Annotated in this window: 23 protein-coding genes; 15 read left to right on the top strand and 8 right to left on the bottom strand. The window is 73.0% G+C overall.

Translation table 11 applies throughout. The features are described 5' to 3' along the window. Positions 1-99: 99 nt before the first annotated feature. From IE99_RS0108335 to IE99_RS0108310, 6 genes are all read left to right on the top strand, one after another. Positions 100-1,170: an LCP family protein gene (locus tag IE99_RS0108335; protein WP_084219372.1), complete on the top strand. Its 1,071-nt coding sequence runs from the start codon at positions 100-102 to the stop codon at positions 1,168-1,170. Positions 1,171-1,187: 17 nt separating this feature from the next. Beyond that, a complete protein-coding gene (locus IE99_RS0108330) occupies positions 1,188-1,451 on the top strand; it encodes a hypothetical protein (protein ID WP_030166170.1) in 264 nt (87 codons plus the stop codon). A 112-nt stretch (positions 1,452-1,563) separates the two neighbouring features. Continuing rightward, positions 1,564-1,722, top strand: a complete 159-nt coding sequence (locus IE99_RS32360) for a hypothetical protein (RefSeq protein ID WP_169744405.1) — start codon at positions 1,564-1,566, stop codon at positions 1,720-1,722. A 169-nt stretch (positions 1,723-1,891) separates the two neighbouring features. Next, on the top strand, positions 1,892-2,050 hold the full coding sequence (locus IE99_RS32355) for a hypothetical protein (RefSeq protein WP_169744404.1): 159 nt from the start codon (positions 1,892-1,894) through the stop codon (positions 2,048-2,050). A gap of 35 nt (positions 2,051-2,085) precedes the next feature. Continuing rightward, positions 2,086-2,574, top strand: coding sequence for a glutathione peroxidase (locus IE99_RS0108315; RefSeq protein ID WP_030166168.1), 489 nt, complete (start codon positions 2,086-2,088; stop codon positions 2,572-2,574). Between the two features lie 85 nt (positions 2,575-2,659). Then, complete coding sequence (locus tag IE99_RS0108310; RefSeq protein ID WP_030166166.1) at positions 2,660-3,562, top strand: oxidoreductase; 903 nt, start codon at positions 2,660-2,662, stop codon at positions 3,560-3,562. A 4-nt stretch (positions 3,563-3,566) separates the two neighbouring features. Here the strand turns inward: IE99_RS0108310 and IE99_RS0108305 are convergent, their stop codons facing one another. After that, positions 3,567-4,109, bottom strand: coding sequence for a methylated-DNA--[protein]-cysteine S-methyltransferase (locus tag IE99_RS0108305; protein WP_030166164.1), 543 nt, complete (start codon positions 4,107-4,109; stop codon positions 3,567-3,569). Between the two features lie 171 nt (positions 4,110-4,280). On the opposite strand from IE99_RS0108305, the gene IE99_RS0108300 reads away from it, so the two are divergent. From IE99_RS0108300 to IE99_RS0108290, 3 genes are all read left to right on the top strand, one after another. After that, complete coding sequence (locus IE99_RS0108300) at positions 4,281-4,637, top strand: hypothetical protein (protein WP_030166162.1); 357 nt, start codon at positions 4,281-4,283, stop codon at positions 4,635-4,637. Between the two features lie 33 nt (positions 4,638-4,670). After that, entirely contained in the window at positions 4,671-4,991 is a 321-nt protein-coding gene (locus IE99_RS0108295; RefSeq protein WP_030166160.1) for a DUF3817 domain-containing protein, read from the top strand. Positions 4,992-5,670: 679 nt separating this feature from the next. After that, positions 5,671-6,945: an MFS transporter gene (locus IE99_RS0108290; protein WP_030166157.1), complete on the top strand. Its 1,275-nt coding sequence runs from the start codon at positions 5,671-5,673 to the stop codon at positions 6,943-6,945. Positions 6,946-6,976: 31 nt separating this feature from the next. On the opposite strand, the gene IE99_RS0108285 is transcribed toward IE99_RS0108290, so the two are convergent. After that, positions 6,977-7,450, bottom strand: coding sequence for a hemerythrin domain-containing protein (locus IE99_RS0108285; RefSeq protein ID WP_030166154.1), 474 nt, complete (start codon positions 7,448-7,450; stop codon positions 6,977-6,979). A 205-nt stretch (positions 7,451-7,655) separates the two neighbouring features. Between IE99_RS0108285 and lon the strand changes: the two genes are divergently transcribed. Then, positions 7,656-10,052 carry an endopeptidase La gene (gene lon / locus IE99_RS0108280; RefSeq protein WP_030166151.1) on the top strand — a complete coding sequence of 799 codons (2,397 nt, stop codon included), beginning with the start codon at positions 7,656-7,658 and terminating at the stop codon, positions 10,050-10,052. A gap of 111 nt (positions 10,053-10,163) precedes the next feature. Then, positions 10,164-10,649 carry a VanZ family protein gene (locus IE99_RS0108275; protein ID WP_030166148.1) on the top strand — a complete coding sequence of 162 codons (486 nt, stop codon included), beginning with the start codon at positions 10,164-10,166 and terminating at the stop codon, positions 10,647-10,649. Here IE99_RS0108275 and IE99_RS0108270 read toward each other — a convergent pair. Together IE99_RS0108270 and IE99_RS0108265 are read right to left on the bottom strand one after the other, a co-directional pair. Beyond that, a complete protein-coding gene (locus IE99_RS0108270) occupies positions 10,626-11,135 on the bottom strand; it encodes a nitroreductase family deazaflavin-dependent oxidoreductase (RefSeq protein ID WP_030166145.1) in 510 nt (169 codons plus the stop codon). The two genes, IE99_RS0108275 and IE99_RS0108270, sit on opposite strands and share 24 nt — an antisense overlap. A gap of 51 nt (positions 11,136-11,186) precedes the next feature. Next, positions 11,187-12,209, bottom strand: coding sequence for an NAD-dependent epimerase/dehydratase family protein (locus IE99_RS0108265; protein WP_030166142.1), 1,023 nt, complete (start codon positions 12,207-12,209; stop codon positions 11,187-11,189). A gap of 166 nt (positions 12,210-12,375) precedes the next feature. Here IE99_RS0108265 and IE99_RS0108260 point away from each other — a divergent pair, with 166 nt between their 5' ends. From IE99_RS0108260 to IE99_RS0108245, 4 genes are all read left to right on the top strand, one after another. Beyond that, complete coding sequence (locus IE99_RS0108260) at positions 12,376-13,437, top strand: Gfo/Idh/MocA family protein (protein ID WP_030166138.1); 1,062 nt, start codon at positions 12,376-12,378, stop codon at positions 13,435-13,437. 64 nt (positions 13,438-13,501) lie between these two features. Further along, the gene (locus IE99_RS0108255; RefSeq protein ID WP_030166134.1) at positions 13,502-14,482 is read left to right on the top strand and encodes a sugar ABC transporter substrate-binding protein; all 981 of its coding nucleotides are present in this window, start codon (positions 13,502-13,504) and stop codon (positions 14,480-14,482) included. Continuing rightward, positions 14,479-15,522 (top strand): ABC transporter permease, encoded by a 1,044-nt coding sequence (locus tag IE99_RS0108250; RefSeq protein WP_030166132.1) that lies wholly within the window; start codon positions 14,479-14,481, stop codon positions 15,520-15,522. Before IE99_RS0108255 ends, IE99_RS0108250 begins: the two co-directional genes overlap by 4 nt. Then, complete coding sequence (locus tag IE99_RS0108245; RefSeq protein ID WP_051712276.1) at positions 15,519-16,301, top strand: ATP-binding cassette domain-containing protein; 783 nt, start codon at positions 15,519-15,521, stop codon at positions 16,299-16,301. The genes IE99_RS0108250 and IE99_RS0108245 overlap by 4 nt, the downstream gene beginning before the upstream one ends. On the opposite strand, the gene IE99_RS0108240 is transcribed toward IE99_RS0108245, so the two are convergent. From IE99_RS0108240 to IE99_RS0108225, 4 genes are read right to left on the bottom strand one after another with little or no spacing between them, the layout of a single operon-like run. Continuing rightward, positions 16,288-19,365 carry a chromosome partitioning protein ParA gene (locus IE99_RS0108240; RefSeq protein ID WP_030166127.1) on the bottom strand — a complete coding sequence of 1,026 codons (3,078 nt, stop codon included), beginning with the start codon at positions 19,363-19,365 and terminating at the stop codon, positions 16,288-16,290. The two genes, IE99_RS0108245 and IE99_RS0108240, sit on opposite strands and share 14 nt — an antisense overlap. After that, positions 19,362-20,027, bottom strand: coding sequence for a DprA-like winged helix domain-containing protein (locus tag IE99_RS0108235; protein ID WP_037558964.1), 666 nt, complete (start codon positions 20,025-20,027; stop codon positions 19,362-19,364). Before IE99_RS0108235 ends, IE99_RS0108240 begins: the two co-directional genes overlap by 4 nt. Next, positions 20,020-20,664 (bottom strand): hypothetical protein, encoded by a 645-nt coding sequence (locus tag IE99_RS0108230; protein WP_245623115.1) that lies wholly within the window; start codon positions 20,662-20,664, stop codon positions 20,020-20,022. Before IE99_RS0108230 ends, IE99_RS0108235 begins: the two co-directional genes overlap by 8 nt. Beyond that, positions 20,661-21,875, bottom strand: coding sequence for a hypothetical protein (locus tag IE99_RS0108225; protein ID WP_030166121.1), 1,215 nt, complete (start codon positions 21,873-21,875; stop codon positions 20,661-20,663). Before IE99_RS0108225 ends, IE99_RS0108230 begins: the two co-directional genes overlap by 4 nt. Positions 21,876-21,912: the final 37 nt, after the last annotated feature.

Below are 21,912 nucleotides of genomic sequence, written 5' to 3'. Positions count from 1 at the left end.
ATCATGCGCGGGATGGACGTGGAAGTGTCCGGAAGGTTCTAAGGTCTACGGCAGGACCGGCGGCCGGACGAGCGGCCGGACAGGCGAGGAGGGCGACCGGTGACGCATGGTTCCGTGCCCGCGGGCCACTACGAGCGGGACCCTTACGGCGACCCGTACGACGGTGACCGGCTCGCCGGCGGCCGCATCCATCCCGAGGACGCCCCGCCGCGCCGCCGCCGCAGGCGCCGCTGGCCGCGCGTCCTCGGCGGGCTGCTCGTCGTCGCGCTCCTGCTGACGGTCGGCGGGTACTTCTACCTCGACTCCCGGCTGCAGCGCGAGAGCGTCCTGGTCGACTATCCCGGCAGGGTCGCCGACACCCCGGGCACCACCTGGCTCATCGTCGGCTCCGACAGCCGCGAGGGCCTGTCCGCCGCGCAGCGCAGGGAGTTCGCGACCGGCAAGGCGGCCGGCCGCCGCACCGACTCCATGATGCTGCTGCACTACGGATCCGGCGGCACCACCCTCGTCAGCCTGCCGCGCGACTCCTATGTCGCGATCCCCGGCCGGGGCCGCAACAAGCTCAACGCCGCGTTCGCGTTCGGCGGGCCGAAGCTGCTCGTCCGGACCGTGGAGCAGGCCACCGGCCTGCGCGTCGACCACTACGCCGAGATCGGCTTCGGCGGGTTCGTCGGGGTCGTCGACGCCATCGGCGGCGTTGAGATCTGCGTCAAGGAGCGGATGCGCGACCCCAAGGCGGGCATCGACCTGTCGCCGGGCTGCCAGACCCTCGACGGCGGCCAGGCCCTCGGCTACGTCCGGTCCCGCAACTACGCGCGCGCCGACCTCGAGCGCGTCGAGAAGCAGCGGCAGTTCTTCGGCGCCCTCATGAAGAAGGCCTCCGGCCCCGGCGTCCTGCTCAACCCGTTCCGCAGCGTCCCCCTCGCGCTCAACGCCACCAGCAACTTCCTCGTGGACGACGGCGACCACCTCCACCACCTCGCCCGGATGATGTGGGCGATGCGCGACGTCAGCGGCGGCGACGGCGTCACCACGACCGTCCCGATCGGCGGCGGTGGGTCCGCGGCGGGCGTCGGCTCCTACATCAGCTGGGACAGGACGAAGGCCGGCGTGCTCTTCGGCGCCCTCAGGGAGGACCGGGCCGTGCCGCGGAACGTCATCACGAAGTGAACGGCTAGAGTCGGATCATGCTCGACGACCTGACGTCCAAGGAACTGCACGACCGCGCCATGGCCCTCGCCAGGCAGCGGCGGGACGTCGGCTTCCTGTGGGATCTCCTGCGCGCGATCCCCGCCGCGGCGGCGGCCACCGGCGACGTCGACCGCGCCGAGTTCGACCTCCTGCACGGCTTCTCCCTGCTGGAGGAGTTCACCCACGCCGGGGAGGGCGAACTCGCCGACGCGCTGCGCCCCTTCTACGCCGAGTACCTCCGCTCGCACGGCACAGAGTGATTTCAGTCACCTGCAAGCGCCACTGACCGTCTCTTTGCCGCTTCTTGCTCTCCGTTCCGCCACCCTCGGGAATCACCCTGCGTAGGCAAGTGACCTCAGAAGGTGGTTGATCGTGAACAAGAAGTACGTGAAATTGGCGGCCATCGCCTTCACCGTGTGGTACATCATCAGCAGGCCGGAAGGGGCTGCTGATCTGGTCGGCGATGCACTGCGCGGTCTCGGCGCCGCGGCGGAGTCCATCTCGCAGTTCATGAGCGCGCTGCCCACCTGACTCGGGATCCACCGGCCCCGTGCCTCGCGGGCGCGGGGCTCTTTCGCGGCCGGACACCAAGCGGTGGCCCCGCCGTCACAGTAAAATCCCGCTTTGCGGGCACTCGCGGCTGGGCACAATCGGATCGGGTCATTGTGTCGCTGCGCTAAACGACAGGGACGGCGTACGGATGAAGAAGAACCTCCGCTATGTGGCGATCGCCTTCGTCATTTTCTATCTGCTCAGCTCCCCGACGGACGCGGCGGGAGTCGTGAACAACGCCTTCGACCAGCTCGGCCAGGCCGGCAGCCAGCTCGCCGCCTTCGTCAACGCCCTGGGCGGCCAGTAGGCCGCGCCCGGGGCCGATCTCCTAGGATCGGCCCCATGTCAATCTTCGATGTGGAGATCGGAGGTCTGCGGGACGGCTCCGCGGACCTTCCCCGGTACCGGGGCACGGCCGTGCTCATCGTCAACGTCGCCTCCAAGTGCGGCCTCACCCCCCAGTACGCCGGCCTCGAACGGCTGCAGGAGCGCTACGCCGAGCGGGGTTTCACCGTCCTCGGCGTCCCCTGCAACCAGTTCCTCGGCCAGGAGCCCGGCACCCCCGACGAGATCGCCGAGTTCTGCTCGGCCACCTATGGCGTCACCTTTCCGCTGACCGAGAAAGTCGAGGTCAACGGCGAGAACCGGCATCCGCTCTATGACCGGCTCGTCGACGCCCCCGACGCGGAAGGGCACACCGGCGACATCCGCTGGAACTTCGAGAAATTCCTGATCGGTCCGGACGGCGCCGTCGCGGCCCGTTTCGCCCCCCAGGTCGAACCCGAATCCGCCGAGGTCATCGCCGCGATCGAGAAGTCGCTCCCCGCCTGAACAGCGCCGGTGCGGAGGGTGCGTCCGCACCCCCGCACCGACGATTGTTCTAGTGTGCATGCACGCTCTGACGTGGAGGTTGCGCATGACCCGCTGGACGGCGTCCGACATTCCCGCATTGAACGGCCGGCGCGCCATCGTGACCGGCGCCAACAGCGGCATCGGCTACCACACGGCCCTGCAGCTGGCCCTGCACGGCGCGTCCGTCGTGCTGGCGTGCCGCAGCGCCGAGCGCGGCCGGGCCGCCCTCGACCGCATGCGGGCCGCCGCCCCCGATGCCGACCTCGCCCTGGACTCCCTCGACCTCGCCGACCTGGCATCCGTCCGCGGCTTCGCCGAACGCCACGCCGGCACGGCCCTCGACATCCTCGTCAACAACGCCGGCGTCATGGCCCTCCCGCGCCGCACCACCGCCGACGGCTTCGAGATGCAGTTCGGCACGAACCACCTCGGCCACTTCGCCCTGACGGGGCTCCTGCTCCCCGCCCTGAAGGACGCCCGCGTCGTCACCGTCACGTCCGGATTCGCCTGGACGGGCCGGATCCGCTTCGACGACCTCCAGGGCGAGCGCCGCTACAACAAGTGGACGGCCTACGCCCAGGCCAAGCTCGCGAACCTGCTCTTCGCCAAGGAGCTCGCCCGCCGCGTCCCGACCCTGGTCAGCGTCGCCGCCCACCCCGGCTACGCCGCGACCAACCTGCAGCAGGCCGGCCCGCGCATGCAGGGCAGCCGCCTCATGGACCGCGCCGCCGCCCTGGGCAACGCCCTCATGGCCCAGTCCGCCGCGGCGGGCGCCCTGCCCACCCTCTACGCCGCGACGTCCCCCGACGCGAAGCCGGGTGCGTGCTACGGCCCCCGCCTCCTCCAGTACAGGGGCGCCCCCACCGAGGTGGTGACCCCGCCCCAAGCGGACAAGGCGCCCCAGGCCGCGCGCCTCTGGGAGATCTCGGAGACCCTGACCGGCGTCACCTACCCCACCGCCCCGTAGGCGGTCACGGAGGGAGGGCGAGGTCCCAGTCGAGGGTGGCGGGGACCGAACCCTCGAGGGTGAGCAGCCAGCGCTTGACCTCGATGCCGGAGCCGCCGCTGTAGCCGCCGAGCCCGTTCGCGGCGACGACGCGGTGGCACGGCACGATCAGCGGGATCGGGTTGGAGCCCATCACCTGACCGATGACCTGCGCGTGCAGCCCGGTGCCGCTGCGCTCGCCCAGCTCACCGTAGGTGACGGTCTCTCCGTACCGGACGGTGCTGTAGAGGGTGCCGAGGACCGCGCGCTGGGCGTCCGAGGTCAGGCGCCAGTCGATCGGCAGGTCGAACGTCTTCGGGTCGCCGTCGAAGTACGCGCGCAGCGCGTCCAGCGCGGGGGCGAGGCGTTCGCGGTCGTCCACGACGGGCAGGGCGGCGGCCTTCGCGGTGCGGGCGCGCGCGGCGGGGGAGTCGTGGAAGCCGAGCGAGACGATCCCCGCCTCGGTCGCCGCCACGAGCAGGTCTCCGAGGACGGTCCCGGCCGTGCCGAACGCCACGGTCTCCTCCATCACCTGTCTCCCTTCGCCCCGGCCGAGCATATTGGCCGGGGCCGACACCCCTCGGTCAGGCGGCCGGATCCGCCGCGGACGCGGGCCGGGGCGGACGCCGCCGGCCCGCGTTCCACTCCTTGGGACGGGGGTGTGCCCGGCGCGCGGGGAGGCAGAGGTACGCTCGTGGACGTGCGACGGTTCCTCACCCCCGGCTGGCTCGGCCTGCATGCGCTGGCGATCGTGCTCTTCGGCGCCTTCCTGGGCTTCGGCTGGTGGCAGTTCGACCGCGCCCAGGCGGGCAACGACCGGTCGTGGGCCTACACGTTCGAATGGCCGATCTTCGCGATCTTCGTGGTCATCATGTGGGTCAAGATGATCCGGGACGAACGGGACGGTGTGGCACCGGCGCCCAAGGTCATCGAGGAGCCCGCGGAGTCCGCGGTCACCCGAGAGATCATCCGGCAGCAGGAGGAGGAGGACCCCGCGCTGGCGGCCTACAACCGCTACCTCGCGCGCCTCAACTCCGAGAGCCACCGGCGCGACTGAACCGCGCGATCGTTCCCTGAAAGGGTGTGAGCTGTGAAAGGCGCGGTGACGCGGTACCGCATCCTGGCCATGGTGGTCGGCACGCTGCTGGTCCTCCTGGTCATCGGGATGGTCCTGAAGTACGGGCCGCCCGACCGGCCGGAGATGGCGGGGATCGTGGCGCAGATCCACGGCTTCCTGTTCATGGTCTACCTGGCGGCCGCCTACGACCTGTGGCGCCGTGCCGGCTGGCCGCTCTCCCGCATGGTCCTGATCGTGTTCGGCGGGATCGTCCCCTTGATGACCTTCTTCGTGGAGCGGCGCATCGTCCGCGACGCCCGAGCCCTTCCGGAGCCGGTCGAGGCGAGCGCCTGACCCGCGCCCCCGGTCCGGAACGAGCCGCGGCCCGTGAAGGCGGCGCCTCCACGGGCCTGGCCCCGCAGCGATCCCTTTACTGCGTGGACGGCGGCCGGGACGGGGGTCGGACGGAGTTCCGGCCGCCTGTTTTCCGGCGTGCAGCCGGAGTCGGAAGAAAGCGATTCCCACCTCCCTTCGCGGCTCGGCCGGTCGTCCGGGGAAGGGTCCGTCCGGCGGATGCGATGTGACGGTGAGTGACCGGGCCGGCGGTGCCGCCGTCCGGTGGCGCCGGCGTCCGGCGGCGGTCCGGTGACGCCCCCGGACGGCCGAGGACCCGAGGTGTGTCGCCGCGCGGCGCCTGCGCGGCGCCGCCGGGAACGCCCTCGGCCGCACGGTCCGGGCGGTGCGGAGGACGGCCGGCTCCGCGCAAGGTGCACCGCATCCGGGCCGCCCCCCTCCGTTCGAAGCGGGGCTTTGTCGCCCCGAGAACCAGTCGTTCACTGTGCGTCACGATCTCGTAGCGGTAGGTACCCCACCGTCATGCGGACGTAAACCAAGGTCAATCCCGAGAATCGGGAGCGGCGCGAACCTTTGCCGGGGCTCGGAAACGACGTATAGCGATATGTCGGGTATTGCGGGCGGGGCGCGGGGCGGCGAAGGTGATCGGTAACGATCCGCGCCGTCGAACGGACCCCGCATGGCCACGACCGTGACCGCTCCCGCCGTCTCCGCCCGCCGCGCCTGGACGACCGTCGCGCTGCTCGTCCTCTTCATGATGATCAACTTCTTGGACAAGGCGGTGCTCGGCCTCGCGGGCGACGACATCCGGCGCGACCTGCGCCTGTCCGGCACCGAGTTCGGCTCCGTCGGCACCGCGTTCTTCCTGCTCTTCAGCGTCGCCGGGATCGCCGCGGGGTTCGTCGCCGACCGGGTCGGGACCCGCCGGCTGCTCGCCGTCCTCGTGGTGCTCTGGAGCGCGTCCCAGCTCGTCGCCGCCCTGCCCGCCGCGGGCCTCGGCACCCTGCTGATCACCCGGGTCGTCCTCGGGGCGGCCGAGGGGCCGTCCTTCGCGATGGCCACCCACACCGCGTTCGGCTGGTTCCCCGACCGCGAGCGCGCGCTGCCCGGCAGCCTCCTGTCGGTCGGCGCCGCCGCCGGCGTCGTGCTCGGCGCGCCGGCGCTCGCCGCCGTCATCTCCCGGTACGGGTGGCGGACGGCCTTCGCCGTGACGGGCGTCCTCGGCGTCCTCTGGCTGGCCGCCTGGCTGCCGCTCGGCGGCGAGGGGCCGCACGCGCCGGGTGCGGCGGGGACGCGCGGCGAGCCGCGCGTCCCGTACCGGCGCCTGCTGACCCGCGGCACCGTCCTCGGCGCTCTCGCGGCCGGGTTCGCGGCGTTCTGGACGATGGCGGTCGCGATCACGTGGCTGCCGCAGTTCCTGCAGCGCGTCCACGGGATGACGCTGGAGACCGCCAGCGTGATCGCCGCCGGGACCCAGGTCGTCGGCATCGGCGTCATGCTGGGCGTCGGCTACGCGTCCACGCGCCTGACCCGGGCGGGCCGCTCGACCCGGACGGCGCGCGGTGTGCTCGGCGGCGCCTGCGTGGTCGTCTCGGGGGTGGGCTGCCTGCTCGTGCCGCGGTCCGGCGGGGGAGCGGCGCTCGTGCTCGTCATGATGGTCGCGTTCACCGCCGGCAACGCGTTCTTCGCCCTGATGCAGGCCGTCATCGCGGAGCTCGCGCCGACGCGGCAGCGGGCCGCCCTGCTCGGCACGGTGACGGCCCTGGCGTCCACGGCCGGCGCCGTCGGCCCGCTCCTGTCCGGCGCGATCGTGGACGCCGCGTCCACCGAGCCCACCGGGTTCCGGCACGTCTTCGACCTGGCCGCCACCCTAATGATCATCGGCGGGCTGCTCGCCGCCGCGCTGATCCGCCCCGCCCGCGACCGCGCGTCCCTGCCGCCGAACGATCTGTGACCTCGGCGTTCCGCGATGTCGCGACCGGACGTCAGGCGGCTTCGGCCTGGCCCGGGAGCAGGGTTCCCACACGGGCGCGGACCGCCTCGATCGCCTCCCACTGCGGCGTGCCGAGGTTCGCCAGCGCGGCCGGGAAGACGCCGTCCTGTTCGGCCAGGATGTGCTGCCGGAGGACGCCCAGCGCGTCCAGCAGCCGCCGCTCCCACCCCGGTGCCGTGCCCGCGGCGGCCTCCGCCAGCGCCGCGTCGATGACGCGGTGCTCCTCGATCAGGGCGTCGATGTGCTCGTGGAAGTCGCCGTCCAGGGCGGGGAACAGGCCCTCCTCCTCGACCGCGGTATGCGGGACGAGGACGGCCGAGATGCGGCGGGCGAGGTCCCGCATCAGCTCACGATCGCCGGCCCGGTGGGCGGACCTGACATCGCCGATCAGGTTCACCACGAGCTCGTGCTCGTCCGTCAGCTGTCTGATCGTCTCCACCGCCTGGCAGCCGCAGTACTCGCACATGCCCGATGCCCCTCGTCGCTCCGCAATGCCCGTTCCTCCAGCATCGGCCGCGGAGGAGGCCGACTTAAGGGGCGAACGTCCCGACGCCCGGCCCGGCAGTGGTGATCGCTGAGAGCGAACGTTGCTGAGGAAACAAAATTCTGCTCCGTTTTCTTGAGTGGATATGACTCAACTTCCGATTGGGTCGTCTGACGAGGAGCTGAGCATGAGCGAGACGCTGACGTTGCCGGTGCTGCCCCTGGACGAGGGGGTCGTCCTGCCCGGCATGGTCGTGCCGCTGGATCTGTCCGGGAGCGGCGAGGTGCGGGCGGCCGTCGAGGCGGCCAAGGCGGGGGTGCGGGAGAAGGGGCCGGAGGTCCGGGCGCAGGAGAAGCCGCGGGTGCTGCTGGTGCCCCGGCTGAACGGGCAGTACGCCGGGATCGGCACGCTGGGCGTGATCGAGCAGGAGGGACGGCTGCCGGACGGGGGGCCGGGGGCCGTCGTGCGCGGCGTCTCGCGGGTGCGGATCGGGACCGGGACGACCGGGCCGGGCGCGGCGCTGTGGGTCGAGGGGACCGTCGTCGACCCGGGCCCGGCGGGCGGGCGGGCGCTGGAGCTCGCCAAGGAGTTCAAGGGGCTCGTCGGCGCGATCCTGCAGAAGCGGGGCGCGTGGCAGGTCGTGGACGTCGTCCAGCAGATCGACGACCCGTCGGTCCTGGCCGACAACGCCGGGTACGCGCCCTACCTGTCGGACGAGCAGAAGACCGAGGTGCTGGAGACGCCCGACGTGGTCGAGCGGCTCAACCTGGTGATCGGCTGGGCGCGCGACCACCTCGCGGAGCTGGACGTCGCGGAGACCATCCGCAAGGACGTCCAGGAGGGCATGGAGAAGACGCAGCGGGAGTTCCTGCTGCGGCAGCAGCAGGAGGCCATCCGCAAGGAGCTCGCCGAGCTGAACGGCGACCCCGCCGACGAGGAGGACGACTACCGGGCGCGGATCGAGGCGGCGGAGCTGCCGGAGAAGGTGCGCGAGGCCGCGCTCAAGGAGGTCGACAAGCTGGAGAGGGCGTCGGACGCGTCGCCGGAGGGCGGATGGATCCGCACGTGGCTCGACACCGTCCTCGACATCCCCTGGAACGAGCGGACGGAAGACTCCTACGACATCGCCGGGGCGCGCAGGATCCTCGATGAGGACCACGCCGGGCTCGATGACGTCAAGGAGCGCATCGTCGAGTACCTGGCCGTGCGCAAGAGGCGCGCCGACCGCGGCCTGGGGGTCGTGGGCGGCAGGCGAAGCGGGGCCGTGCTGGCGCTCACGGGTCCTCCCGGGGTCGGCAAGACGTCGCTGGGCGAGTCGGTCGCGCGGGCGATGGGCCGCGAGTTCGTCAGGGTCGCCCTGGGCGGTGTCAGGGACGAGGCGGAGATCCGGGGCCACCGGCGTACGTACGTGGGGGCGCTCCCGGGGCGGATCGTGCGCGCGATCAGGGAGGCGGGGTCGATGAACCCCGTCGTCCTCCTGGACGAGGTCGACAAGGTGGGCGCCGACTACCGGGGCGACCCCACGGCGGCCCTCCTGGAGGTGCTCGACCCGGAGCAGAACCACACGTTCAGGGACCACTACCTGGAGGTCGAGCTCGACCTGAGCGATGTGCTGTTCCTCGCGACGGCGAACGTCGTGGAGGCGATCCCCGGGCCGCTGCTCGACCGGATGGAGCTCGTCCAGCTGGACGGATACACCGAGCACGAGAAGGTGACGATCGCGCGGGACCACCTCCTGCCGCGCCAGCTCGACAAGGCGGGCCTGGAGGCGGACGAGGTCGGGTTCCGGGACGACGCGCTGCGCCTGCTGGCGGCGGAGTACACGCGGGAGGCGGGCGTCCGGTCGCTGGACCGGTCGATAGCCCGGGTCCTGCGGAAGGTCGCGGCGAACGTCGCGCTGGAGAAGGCGGAGCTGCCGGTCGTCATCGGCGCCGACGACCTGAAGGAGTACCTGGGGCGGCCCCGGTTCACGCCGGAGGTCGAGCTCAGCCGGTCGGAGCGCCGGACGAGCGTCCCCGGCGTCGCGACGGGGCTCGCCGTCACCGGGGCGGGCGGTGACGTCCTCTACATCGAGGCGTCGCTGGCCGACCGGGAGACGGGCGACACCGGGGTGACGCTCACCGGGCAGCTCGGCGACGTCATGAAGGAGTCGGCCCGGATCGCGCTCAGCTACCTGCGGTCGCGGGGCGCGGAGCTGGAACTGCCGGTCGGCGACCTGAAGGACCGGGGTGTGCACGTCCACGTGCCCGCCGGCGCCGTCCCGAAGGACGGGCCGAGCGCCGGGATCACGATGACGACGGCGCTGGCGTCGCTGCTCACCGGACGTCCGGTGCGGCCGGAGGTGGCGATGACCGGCGAGGTCTCCCTGACCGGGCGCGTGCTGCCGATCGGCGGGCTCAAGCAGAAGCTGCTCGCGGCCTCGCGGCTGGGGATCACCACCGCGATCGTCCCGAAGCGGAACGAGCCCGACCTCGAGGACGTCCCGGACGAGGTGCTGGAGAAGCTGACCGTCCACACCGTCAGCGACGTCCGGGAGGTGCTGGAGCTGGCCCTGGAGCCGGCGACCACACCCGTCGCCGTCTGAGCCCGCACGGGGGTGCCGCCCTCTCCGGAGGGCGGCGCCCCTGCGACGAGGTAAGCCCCGCGTCCCCATATTCGTCGGCATACTCCCTAGCGGAGTGGGGATCGGTGCGGTGTGTCGGTCCCACTGCTGCATCCCGCCGAACGCGGCGCGCCCGCCCCCTGGTACGTCATCGTCTTCCGGGCGGTGGCGGCGCTCGCGGCGCTCGCCCTGCTCGGCGTCTTCTTCTACTACGCCTTCCGGCTCACGCTCACGCCGGTCCGGGACCACGGGCAGGCGGGCGGGAACACCGATCCCGGACGGTCCCTGCGCTTCTACCTGGACCGGCCCCCGAGCGAGGCGGTGCGGCAGCTCGGCGGCAACCTCGCGCTGCTCGCGCCGCTCGGCGTCCTGCTCCCCCTGGTCACGGCGGGCCTGCGCGGCCCGGTGCGGCTGATCCTGCTGACCGGCCTGATCTCCCTGGCCATCGAGGCGGTGCAGGGGCTCTTCGTGATCGGCCGCGCCTTCGACGTCGACGACGTCATCCTCAACGTGACCGGTGTCGTCCTCGCCTACCTGCTGCTCGGGCGGTACCTCTCACGCCGCGTCCACGGAGTCTGAGGGCGTCAGGCGGAAGATGCGCAACTGCCGGTGCGCGCGCTCCTCGTAGCGGTCGTAGACCGGCCACACCCTCACCAGCCGCGACCACACCGCCTCCCGTTCCTCCTCGGTCAGCAGATGGGCGGTGACCGTGCTGCGGCGCCCCTCGAAACTGACCTCCGCCGCCGGGTGCTTCAGCAGGTTCCCGGTCCACGCCGGGTGCTTCTCGCGCCCGAAGTTGGAGCCCACGACGAGCCACGTCCCGTCCGGCTCGGGCAGGCACGCCAGCGGCGCCTGCCGGGGCTGCCGGCTCACCGCGCCGGTCGTCGTCAGGACCAGGCTCGGGACGAGGGCCTGGCCGATCGACCGCACCCGGCCGCGGGTGATCCGGTGCAGCCGCCTGTCGAGCGCCGGCACGATCTTCGGCCCCACCTTGGCGAACCACGCGGAACCGGAGATCCGCTGGAAGACCGGTCCGAGCGTGCGCTGGACGAGTGGTACGGGCATGGCTGTCTCCTCCGTGGTCCGGCTCTGTGGTGATGCTCGTTTCGAAGGGGTTCAGTCGGCGGCGAGCAGGCGGCCCGCGCGGCGGGGCGCCAGGTGACCGGACTCGGCCAGCCAGCGGAGGCCGTCCTCCACCGTCTCCTCCACCGGGCGCGGCGCGAGGTCCAGCGCGTCCAGGATCGGGCGGTCGTCGGTCGGCACCAGCGTGACCATGAACTCGGCGGCGTCGCGGGTGAGGGGGTAGTCGAAGTCGCGGACGCGTTTCGCCGCGTCCAGCAGGGAGCCCAGCGCCAGCATCACCGCGCTCGGCACCCGGAGGGTCCGCGGGCGGACGCCCGTCAGCCGGTGGCAGAGCCGGGCGTACTCGGGCCAGGTGAGGTAGTGGCCGCCGAGCAGCCAGCGGTGCGCGCCGCCGTCCGCCCCGGCCGCCCGTGCCAGCGCCGTGCCGAGGTCGCGGACGTCGATCACGGAGACGCCCCCGCCGGGCAGCGGCCATACCTTGCCGAGCGCGGCGGCCAAACCCTCCATCAGCGCGTCGAGGGTGGGCTGGTGGGGGCCGCACACCCCGCCCGGATAGACGATGGTGACGGGCGCGCCGTCGTCCTGGAGCCCGCGCACGTACCGCTCGGCGGCGAGCTTCGAGCGGCCGTACCCGGTGCGCGGGTTCGCGAGGGGCCCGTCGGCGGTGATCACGGGGCTGGACGGCGGGACGAACACGCCGATCGTCGAGACGTGGACGACGCGGCTCAGGCCGTGCGCCACGGCGCCGCCGACCACGTTGCGGGTGCCGGTGACGTTCACCTTCACCAGGTCGCCGGCCGATCCGGTCACGCCGATCGAGGCGGCGGTGTGGATCGCGGCGTCGCAGCCGTCCAGGGCGGTCCGCACGGCCCCCTCGTCCAGCATATCGCCGGTGACGACCTCGACGGCGCCGATGTCGACGCCGAGCGCGCCGAGGACGCGGGCGGTCCTGTCCCGGTCGCGGACGAGGGCGCGAGGCCGGTGCCCGGCGGCGAGCAGCGCGTGGACGGTATGGGAACCGACATACCCGGAGGCGCCGGTGACGAGGACCCGCATGGTGGACAAACTAGCGCTTGGGCGGCCCGCCGCGACACTCGCCCGGCCGGTGGTCCGCCGGGTTTCGGACCGGCGCATATCCCGGGCGCGCAGGGCCGGGTGATTGACGCCTCTGGAACGCTCCATCACACTCGGGACTCACCTGACCGCCGACCGGGAGGGACCCATGAGGATCGGACTGGCCGGCGCGGGGCGCATCGGTGCGCGCCACGCCGCCGCCCTCAGCGCGCTGCCCGAGGTCGATTCGCTCGTCATCGCGGACGTGGACCCGTCCCGGGCCCGCCTTCTCGCCGACTCCCTGACCGGTGACGACACGGGCGCCCCCGCGTCGCCCGACGCGCCGTCCGGGCAGGCCGGGACCGCGAGGCTCGCCGTGCTGGACGAGGTCGCCGGGCTGTTCACCGCCGGGCTGGACGGCCTGGTCGTGGCGGCGGCCACCGGAGCGCACGCGGAGCTGGTGACGCGGGCGGTGGCCCGCGGGCTGCCGGTCTTCTGCGAGAAACCGCTTGCCGGGGATCTTGATGGAACGTTCCAAATCGTGTCCGCGGCCGAGTCCGCCGGAGTGCCGGTGCAGGTGGGCTTCCAGCGGCGGTTCGACGCCGGGAACCAGGCCGCCCGCGAGGCGGTGGCGTCCGGCCGGCTGGGATGGCTGCACACCGTGCGGTCATGCAGTTTCGACCCGGCGCCCCCGCCCGCCGCCTACGTCGCCACGTCCGGCGGCCTGTTCCGCGACTGCGTCATCCACGATCTGGACCTGATCCGGTACGTGACCGGACGGGATGCCGTGAGCGTGGCGGCGTCCGGGGCGAACAGGGGCGACGCCTTCTTCCGCGAACACGGCGACATCGACACGGGCGGCGCGCTGCTCGTCCTGGACGACGGGACGCTCGCCCAGGTGGCCGCCACCCGGTACAACGCGGCCGGATACGACGCGCGCCTGGAGCTGTTCGGGTCGAAGGACAGCGTCGTCGCCGGGCTGGACGAGCGCACCCCCATCACTCCTCTGGGGGCGTCCGGCGGCGAGCAGCGGCACGCCTACAGCGGTTTCATGGAACGGTTCGCCGACGCCTACGACGCTGAACTGAGAGCGTTCGTGGACGTGGTGGCGGAACGGCGGGCCAATCCCTGCCCGCCCCGAGCGGCCCTGGAGGCGTTCTACCTCGCGGAGGCCTGCGCGCTCTCCCTCCGGGAAGGGCGGATCGTCGCCGTCGCCGAGGTGCGGAGATGAGGGAGGCGCCGATCCGGCCGCGCCCTTTATGATCGACTCGCTCGGGGGAGAAACGGAGCGTCCGATGAGACGTGCGACCACGCGCGCGACGGTGACCGTCCTGGCCGCCGCCACGGTACTGGCGCTGGCAGGCTGCAGCGACTCCGGCGGGAAGAAGGCCGAGGAGACCCCAGGCGCGGGCGGGCCGCGCCTGAAGATCGCCATGGTCACCCATTCGGGGGCGGGCGACACCTTCTGGGACATCGTCCAGAAGGGGGCGAAGGCCGCCGCCGCCAAGGACAACGTCGAATTCCTCTATTCCGCGGACCCGGACGGCGGGAAGCAGGCGCAGCTCGTCCAGGCGGCGATCGACAAGCGGGTCGACGGCATCATCGTCACGCTCGCCAAGCCGGACGCGATGAAGGACGTGCTCGCCCGCGCGGCCGCCGCGAAGATCCCGGTCGTGTCGATCAATTCGGGTGCGACGGAATCCGCCGCGCTCGGAGCGATCGCCCATTTCGGGCAGGACGAATCGATCGCCGGTGAGGCCGCGGGCGCCGAGCTCAAGAAGATCGGTGCGAAGAAGGCGCTCTGCGTCATCCACGAGCAGGGCAACGTCGGCCTGGAGGACCGCTGCGCCGGGGCGAGGAAGACGTTCGGCGGGCAGCTGCAGAACCTCTTCGTGCAGGGCACCAACATGCCGGAGGTCAAGTCCTCCATCACGGCGAAGCTCCAGGCGGACAAGGGCATCGACGGCATCCTCACCCTGGGCGCCCCCTTCGCCGCCACCGCCGTGGACTCCGTCGAGTCGACCGGGAGCAAGGCCAAGGTCGGCACCTTCGACCTGAACAAGGACCTCATCGCCCAGATCACGTCCGGCGCCATCTGGTTCGCCGTCGACCAGCAGCCCTACCTGCAGGGGTACGGAGCCGTCGACCAGCTGTGGCTGCAGAAGACGAACGGGAACGTCCTCGGCGGGGGACGCCCCGTCCTGACCGGCCCCGCGATCGTCACCAAGGACAACGCCGCCGCGCTGGAGGGGTTCGCGAACCGGGGCACCCGGTGACGACCCCGGCGGTCGCGGCCGCGCCGGACGAGCGGCTCGCCCGGCGGTCGCCGCTGCGGCGGCTGCTCGGCCGGCCGGAGCTCGGGGCGCTCCTCGGCGCGGTCGCGCTGTTCGTGTTCTTCTCCCTGGCCGCGGACGCCTTCCTGCGGACGGGGTCGTTCTCGACCGTCCTGTACGCGAGCTCCACGTTCGGGATCATGGCGGTCGGGGTGTCGCTGCTGATGATCGGCGGCGAGTTCGACCTGTCGGCGGGTGTGATGGTGACGACGTCCGCGCTGGTCACGGCGCTCACCGCCTACCAGCTGACGCTGAACCTGTGGGTCGGGGCGGCGATCTCGCTGGCCGTCACCCTGGCCCTCGGGCTGCTGAACGGGCTGCTGTGCGTGCGGACGCGGCTGCCGAGCTTCATCGTGACGCTCGCGACGTTCTTCATGCTCGCGGGCCTGAACCTCGGCGTGACGAAGGCGGTCACGGGGAACGTCGCGTCCGACTCCGTCCGGGACATGGACGGGTTCGACTCGGCGCGCGCGGTCTTCGCGTCCGACCTGGCCGTCGGGGGCGTCACCGTGGACGTCACCGTGCTGTGGTGGCTGCTGCTCGTCGCGGCCGCGACCTGGCTGCTGCTGCGCACGCGCGCCGGGAACTGGATCTTCGCGGTCGGCGGAGCGGCCGACAGCGCCCGCGCCGTCGGGGTCCCCGTGGCCCGGACGAAGATCGCGCTGTTCATGGGGGTCGCGTTCTGCGCGTGGCTGTCCGGGATGCACCTCGTGTTCGCGTTCGCCACGGTGCAGTCGGGCGAGGGCGTGGGGAACGAGTTCTACTACATCATCTGCGCCGTCATCGGCGGCTGCCTGCTGACCGGGGGCTACGGGTCGGCGATCGGCGCGGCGGTCGGCGCGTTCATCTTCGGCATGACGAACAAGGGCATCGTGTACGCGGAGTGGAACCCCGACTGGTTCAAGTTCTTCCTCGGCGCGATGCTCCTCATCGCGACCGTGGTGAACCTGGTCGTCCGGCGGAGGGTGGAGCGGTCGTCATGAGTGACACGCCCTTGGTGAGGCTCGACGGGGCGGGCAAGAGCTACGGCAACGTCATCGCGCTGCGGGACGTGGACCTGGAGGCGTCCCCGGGGGAGGTGACGTGCGTCCTCGGCGACAACGGCGCGGGCAAGTCCACCCTCATCAAAATCGTCGCGGGACTGCACCGGCACGACACCGGCACCTACACGGTGCAGGGAGAGGAGGTCGCCTTCTCCTCCCCGCGCGAGGCCCTCGACCTCGGCATCGCCACCGTCTACCAGGATCTCGCGGTCGTCCCGCTGATGCCCGTCTGGAGGAACTTCTTCCTCGGCTCGGAGAAGCGCAGGCGACTCGGACGCCTCGACATCCCGTTCATGCGCGCCACCACCCGGGACGAGCTCCACGCCATGGGCATCGACCTCCGGGACGTGGACCGGCCCATCGGCACCCTCTCCGGCGGTGAACGGCAGTGCGTCGCGATCGCCCGTGCCGTCTACTTCGGGGCCAAGGCCCTCGTGCTGGACGAGCCGACGGCCGCCCTGGGCGTGAAGCAGGCCGGGGTCGTCCTGCGGTACATCGTCCAGGCGCGGGAACGGGGGCTCGCGGTCATCTTCATCACGCACAACCCCCACCACGCCTACCCGGTCGGGGACCGCTTCCTCATCCTCGACCGGGGGCGGAGCATCGGGTACCACACCAAGGACGAGATCTCCCGGGACGAGCTCACCGGCCTCATGGCGGGCGGTGCCGAACTGGAGCAGCTCGCCCACGAACTGGAGCGCGGCCTCAGGAAGGAGTGACGTCCTCCCCGTCCGGGACCCTGGCGGCGGTGATCTGCTCGGCCAGCCTCCTCACCCGCGGCTCGTGCTCGTCGTACCCGACCACGACCGGGGGCTCGTTGTACGGCATCGTGTCGGACGAGCGGCGCAGCTTCACGTACTGCCCGCACGCGTCGATCGCGTACGGCTCCATGTCGTCCTGGAGGGCGCCGATCACCGTGATGCCGTGCGTCTCACCTATCTTGCGGAAGAGGGCCACGGCCTCTCGGCGGTGCTCCTTCCCGAGGTTGCGCCCGAGTTCGTCCAGGACGAGGCAGAGGCGTCCCCCGCCCGAACTGGCGAGCGCGGCGGCGCACACCAGTTTCACGGCCTTCTCGTCCATCAGCGCGGTGTTCGCCCGCCGGTTGTAGGGCACATACCGCTGCCCCTCCGAACGGCGCCACTTCGGGGTGACCCTCCAGCGCCACTCCTGTTCGGGGTCGCCCGGCTGCTCCGGGGTGGGGAACTCCAGCGTCGCCCCGTAACCCCCGTACGCGACGTCCAGTTTCTCGAACTCCTCCGAGACCCGCTGGAGCCGGGCACGGATCGCGGCGGTCAGCGCCGTGCGGTGCGCCTCCGCCGCCCCCGCCGCCTCGTCCGCGCCCCGCTGGGCCTTCTCCAGGTCGGTGCGGCGGGCCGCCAGCTGCACCTCGATCTGCCGGCGCTGGTGCCGCTCGTAGTCCTCCTGGTGGCGCAGGTACATCTCCATCGCCTTCACCAGTCGCGGGAACGTGGCCTGCTCCCGGTCCGTGCGGCGCCCTTCGCCCTCCGCCCGCTCCCGGAGGAGGAACCGCATCTCCTCCGGCATGTCCTCGTCGGACGGGCCGTCCGGGAAGACCCCGCGGAGCGCCTCCGACAGGTGCTTCTCGGCGCTGTGCCACCACTCGGCGGGAGTCCATGTCCGTTCGTCGTCGTCGAGACCCGACAGCCACTCGGCGGCGCTCTCCCGGGATCCGCCCCACTCCTTCTCCAGGACGTCCAGGCCCAGCGCGGCCCGCCTGTCGGCCAGCTCCGCCGACCGGTGGCGGACCCGGTCGCGTTCCCGCTCGCTCTCCTCGCGGCGGCCCCGCAGCCGGTCGACCTCCAGCGCGCACGTGTCGGCCTTCGCCTGCAGCCGCCGCAGCGCCTGCTCCGCCGCGGCCAGGCGCGGCCCGAGCTCCGCCTCCGCGCCCCCCAGCTCCTCCAGCCGCTCGCGCAGTCCGGTCATGCCCTCCCGGACGTCCTCCAGCTCATCGGCCGCACGCGCGCCCCCGAGCCTGCGCCCCGCCAGAGTCACCTCGCAGGCCGCGTCCGACGTCTCCCGCCGCGCGTCCTCCAGCACCTCCTGCGCGCCTTCCAGTGCCGCCGTCGCCGCTCGCACGCGCGCGACGCGTCCCGTGACGGGCTCGGCGAAACCGCCGATGACGCGGACACCGGTGCGGTCGTCGGCCAGGGCGTTGAAGAAGCGCGCCAACGGCCACGAGCACCGGACGCCCTCAGGCGGCACCTCGCCTTCCGGGACGTCGCCGTCCGCCGGGACGATCACCGACCCCGGCAGCCCCGCGAGGACCCCGGCGGCCGCGTCCAGGTCCGCGGCCCCGACGACGACCGCCTCCCGGTAGGGCCAGAGGGCGGCCTCCCAGCGTTCCCTGACCTCCTCGGCCAGATCCACCGCGTCCAGCAGACCGACGGCGGCGACCCCGGCGGCGGACAGCGCGCGCATCTGCGCGGGCGCGCTGCTCTCACCCGCCTCCGCCTCCCTGAGCGCCCGTTCCGCACGCGCGACCTTGCCCTTCGCCAGCCCGAACGCCTGCTGCGCCTCGTCCCGCCGGGCCTCCGCCGCGGCCAGCTCCGCGCGCGCGGCCGGCACGTCCCGGCCGTCGGCCTCCCGCCGCCGGTCCTCCAGCGCCGACGTCCGCCGGCGCAGCTCGTCGAGCCGGTTGCGGGCCACGGCGCGCTCGGCGGCGAGCTCCTCCGCGCGTGCCTTCAGCTCCGCCAGCGCCGCCCCCGCCGTCCGCAGCCCGTCGTCCAGGGCACCGCCCGTGAGCTGCTCGATCTCCCGGTCCGCGGCCTTCGCGGCGGCCGCCAGCCCGTCGCTCTCCGCCCGCAGCCGCTCCTGCTCCGCGGCGTGCGCCGCGTCCGCCTCCGCCGCGTCCACGAGCAGCCTCGCCCGCCGGGTCCGCCAGTGCCGCAGCGCCGCCGCGATCTCGTCCCGCGCCCGGTCCCGGCGGTCGAACGCCGCCAGCAGCGCCGCGGCGTCCCGCTCCCACCCGGCGAGGCGCTCCGCCGCCTCCGCCGCCTTGGCGCGCTCCCGGTGCTCCTCCGCGCGCGACGTGCGCTCCGCCTCCAGCTCGCGGTCCAGGCCGGTCAGCGCCGCGATCGCGCTGAAGATGCGCTCGGGGCCGATCTCGTTGAGCGGCTGCGACAGCAGATTCGTCGCGACCTTCGACCGGACGGACGTGGACAGGAACGACACGCACCGCACCCGCCCCCCGTACAGGACACTGCCCAGATCCTTCGCGACGAGATCGCGCCGTCCCGCGCTGCGCGGAAGGCTCGCCCACAGCGCGTCCGCGAGCGTCACCCGGTCGGCCTCCGACGGGGCGGACGCCAGGTACACGCCCTCGCGCCACCGGATCTCCAGGTGCGGCGCGTCCACGTTCACCCGCAGCCACACCGTGATGGGGGACTCGCCCTCCACCGGCTCCGGATGGTCGAAGACGCCCACGATGTAGCCGTGGTCCGCGCTCGCCCAGCGGCTGTCGCCCTGGGCCGCGAGCTCCGCGTTGAACAGCAGCTCCGCCACCGCACGCGCGCCCGACGCGAACCGCCACTGCTCGTCCCCGAGCAGGGCCGTGATCGCCGCGATGAAGGACGACTTGCCGGCGCCGTTGGAGTCCTTGGGCCCCTGCCCCGCAACCACGATCAGCGTTCCGGGCACCGTCGGCACCGGGTGGGTGGACAGGCGCGAGATGTTGACGGCCTGGACCGCGACCAGCGTCCGGTCACCGACCACGTTCTCGCTCGTGACCCTCGCCATGGCCCCCGGTTCGAGGACGGCCGTCATGCGTTCCCCCTCTGTTCCCTCTGCTCCCGTTCCCGGCTTCTCCGGCGGGCGCGGATCGCCCCGGCGAGAGGCGACTCGGGCCCGGCGGCCAGGATCAGCTCCTCCTGCAGCCGGCGCCGCGCGTCCGGCGTCAGCCGGTGGAACTGCGGCCCCGGCACGAACCCGCCCGCGTCATCCGCACCGGCCTTGACCTGCGCGATGAGCCCGGCCATCCGGAGCCGCCGCAGGGCGGCCTCCAGGTCCCCGATCGGCAGCCGCGTCCGACGCCGCAGCTCGTCCAGGGGCGTCGGATGGGGCGAGACCCACGTGTCGTCCTCGAGCAGGCCCGCCGCCCGCGGGATCGCCACCGAGTGGATCAGCACCAGCGCCAGGACGGCCCGCTCCCGGACCGGCGGGACGCACTCGGGATCCCTCGCCAGCTCGGCCGCGACATCGTCACGGAACCCGGACGTCCACAGGTCGCGTCCGGCCTTGACGAGCGTGCGCCCGCTCAGGCCGAGCATCTCCTCGACCGCCCGCCGCGGCGCGGGCTCCCGCAGCGCCGCGAACCGCACCTCCGGGACCGGCTCGGCGGCGTGCTCGACGGCCATGTAGGCGGCCACGACCTCCGCCCGTCGCCGCTCGTCGAACTCCCGCAGCAGCGGCTCGAACACCTCATCCATCGCCGGGCTCCGGCGGAAGGTCATCCACAGGCGCGGATTTCTCCGCGGCGCGTCCGCGCGGCACGGCAGGGTCGTTCATCGATGGATGTTCCGGGTTTTCGGGAGGCGGCGATGACGGTGAAGATCGGTGCGGCGGCTGGGGGAGCGTGTGGAGGAGCGCGCGCAGGGAGGTCAGCGACCCGTCCGCCCACAGCGCCACGCGGGGGCCGGGCCGGACGGTCCCGGACGCCTCGTCCAGGAGCAGCCAGCCGGTCTCGGACAGGCGGCGCAGCTCGCCCGTCGCCCAGCGGCGCGCCAGTTCGGTGCCGCGCGTCATGCCGGCGTACACCTCCAGGACGTCGGCCACGGCCGCGGGCGACCCCGGCCACGGGGCGTCGTCCGGACGCGTCCAGCAGCAGCGCAGGGCGGCGGCCAGAACACGGCGGGCCTGCCCGCCGCGCTCGAACGGCATCGGCGCCGTGTCGTACTCCTCCAGCAGCGCGGGCGTCGCGCCGTCCGGCCACCGGGGGAGCAGCCACACGCGCTCGCCGTCGGACGCGGTGGCCGCGCCCGCCGGCACGGGCTCGCGCACCGAGACCGACGGCGTTCCGAGGACGCGGGCACGGGCGCGGGCCAGCACCCGCGGATCGATGCTCACGCTCCCGTCCTCTCGAACCAGCCGGGCGACAGCCACGTCGGCACCCCTCCCGGGCGGACCTCGAGCGCGTCCGACCAGCGCAGCCGGTAGGGCAGCTCCGGGTGCAGGTGCACGGACGCCAGGTCGGCGAGCCGGCGGCGCGCGGTCGCCCAGTCCTCCGCGAGGACGTCCGCCACGGCGACCCGGTCCCGGCCCCGCAGCACCTGCTCGGCCGTCTCCCTGAGCCGCTCCGTGGCCGCGAGATCCGACCCGGTGTCGGCCGACAGCCCGGCGTCGGGCACGGACGGCCGCGGCGGCGCGGGCCGGGGCGGCGTGACGCGCGGCCCGTCCTCCACGGCCGCGACGACGGCCGACGGCTCGTGCCACGGCGCGGCCGCGTCGAAGACGAACCCCTCCAGCACGGCGGCGAGGTCCTCCGGCGCGGCGGTGCGCGTGAACGTGCGCCATGTCTCCGGCGGCAGCAGCGTCAGGTTGCGCGTGGTCCCGGCGGAGTCCGACAACCGGGCCGCCGCCCGGCGGGACGCGTCGCCGTAGGCGTAGATCGCGGCCCTCAGCTCCGTGCAGGCGCGGTCGAGCAGCGGCCACCGGCGCAGGATCGCGCCGTGCAGCCGCTCCGCCCGCAGCAGGATCTCCTCCGTGCCCCACAGCTTCGGCGCCTGCTCGCGCAGCTCCTCGATCGTCCCGTTCGTCAGGGTCAGCAGCTCGACGCTCCACAGCCGGAACGCGCGGGCCAGCCCTTCGGCGCCCGCGCGCGCCTGCTCGGGCGTCATCCGCGGATCGGCCACGTTGAGCTGCTCCAGCGCCAGCAGCCGGTGCATCTCGCTCTGCCCGCCGTCCAGCATCATCCGCCGGACGAACATCAGCCCGACCACGCTCGTGAACGACGCCCGGTACCGCAGCTGGTTCGGCTTCGGGAAGACCTCCCGGATCGCGCCGAGACCTTTGAGGACCCGCAGCCGGTTCTCGAACACCTCGGCGGGGTAGCGGCGGCACACGTGCCGCATCTGCTCCCGGCTCAGCCCGTCCTCACCCGCGTCGGCGAACGCGGCGAGGAGCGTCTCGGCGACGTCCACCAGCGCGGGATCGTCGACGACCGCGCCGCTGTCGCGCGCGAGCGCCGCGAACATCTGCCGGTACACGCCGAGCACGGCCTCGCCGACCAGCACGTCGTCGAGGCCGGCGGCGGACGCGTTCTCGGAGGCGGTGGACACGGCGCACTACGGTACGGCCACGAGCACCCCAACGCGG

The organism is Spirillospora albida, from assembly GCF_000718255.1.
GTDB lineage: Bacteria > Actinomycetota > Actinomycetes > Streptosporangiales > Streptosporangiaceae > Spirillospora > Spirillospora albida.
The sequence above is the reverse complement of the archived record's forward strand: the minus strand, read 5'-3'. Positions and strand labels throughout refer to the sequence as shown.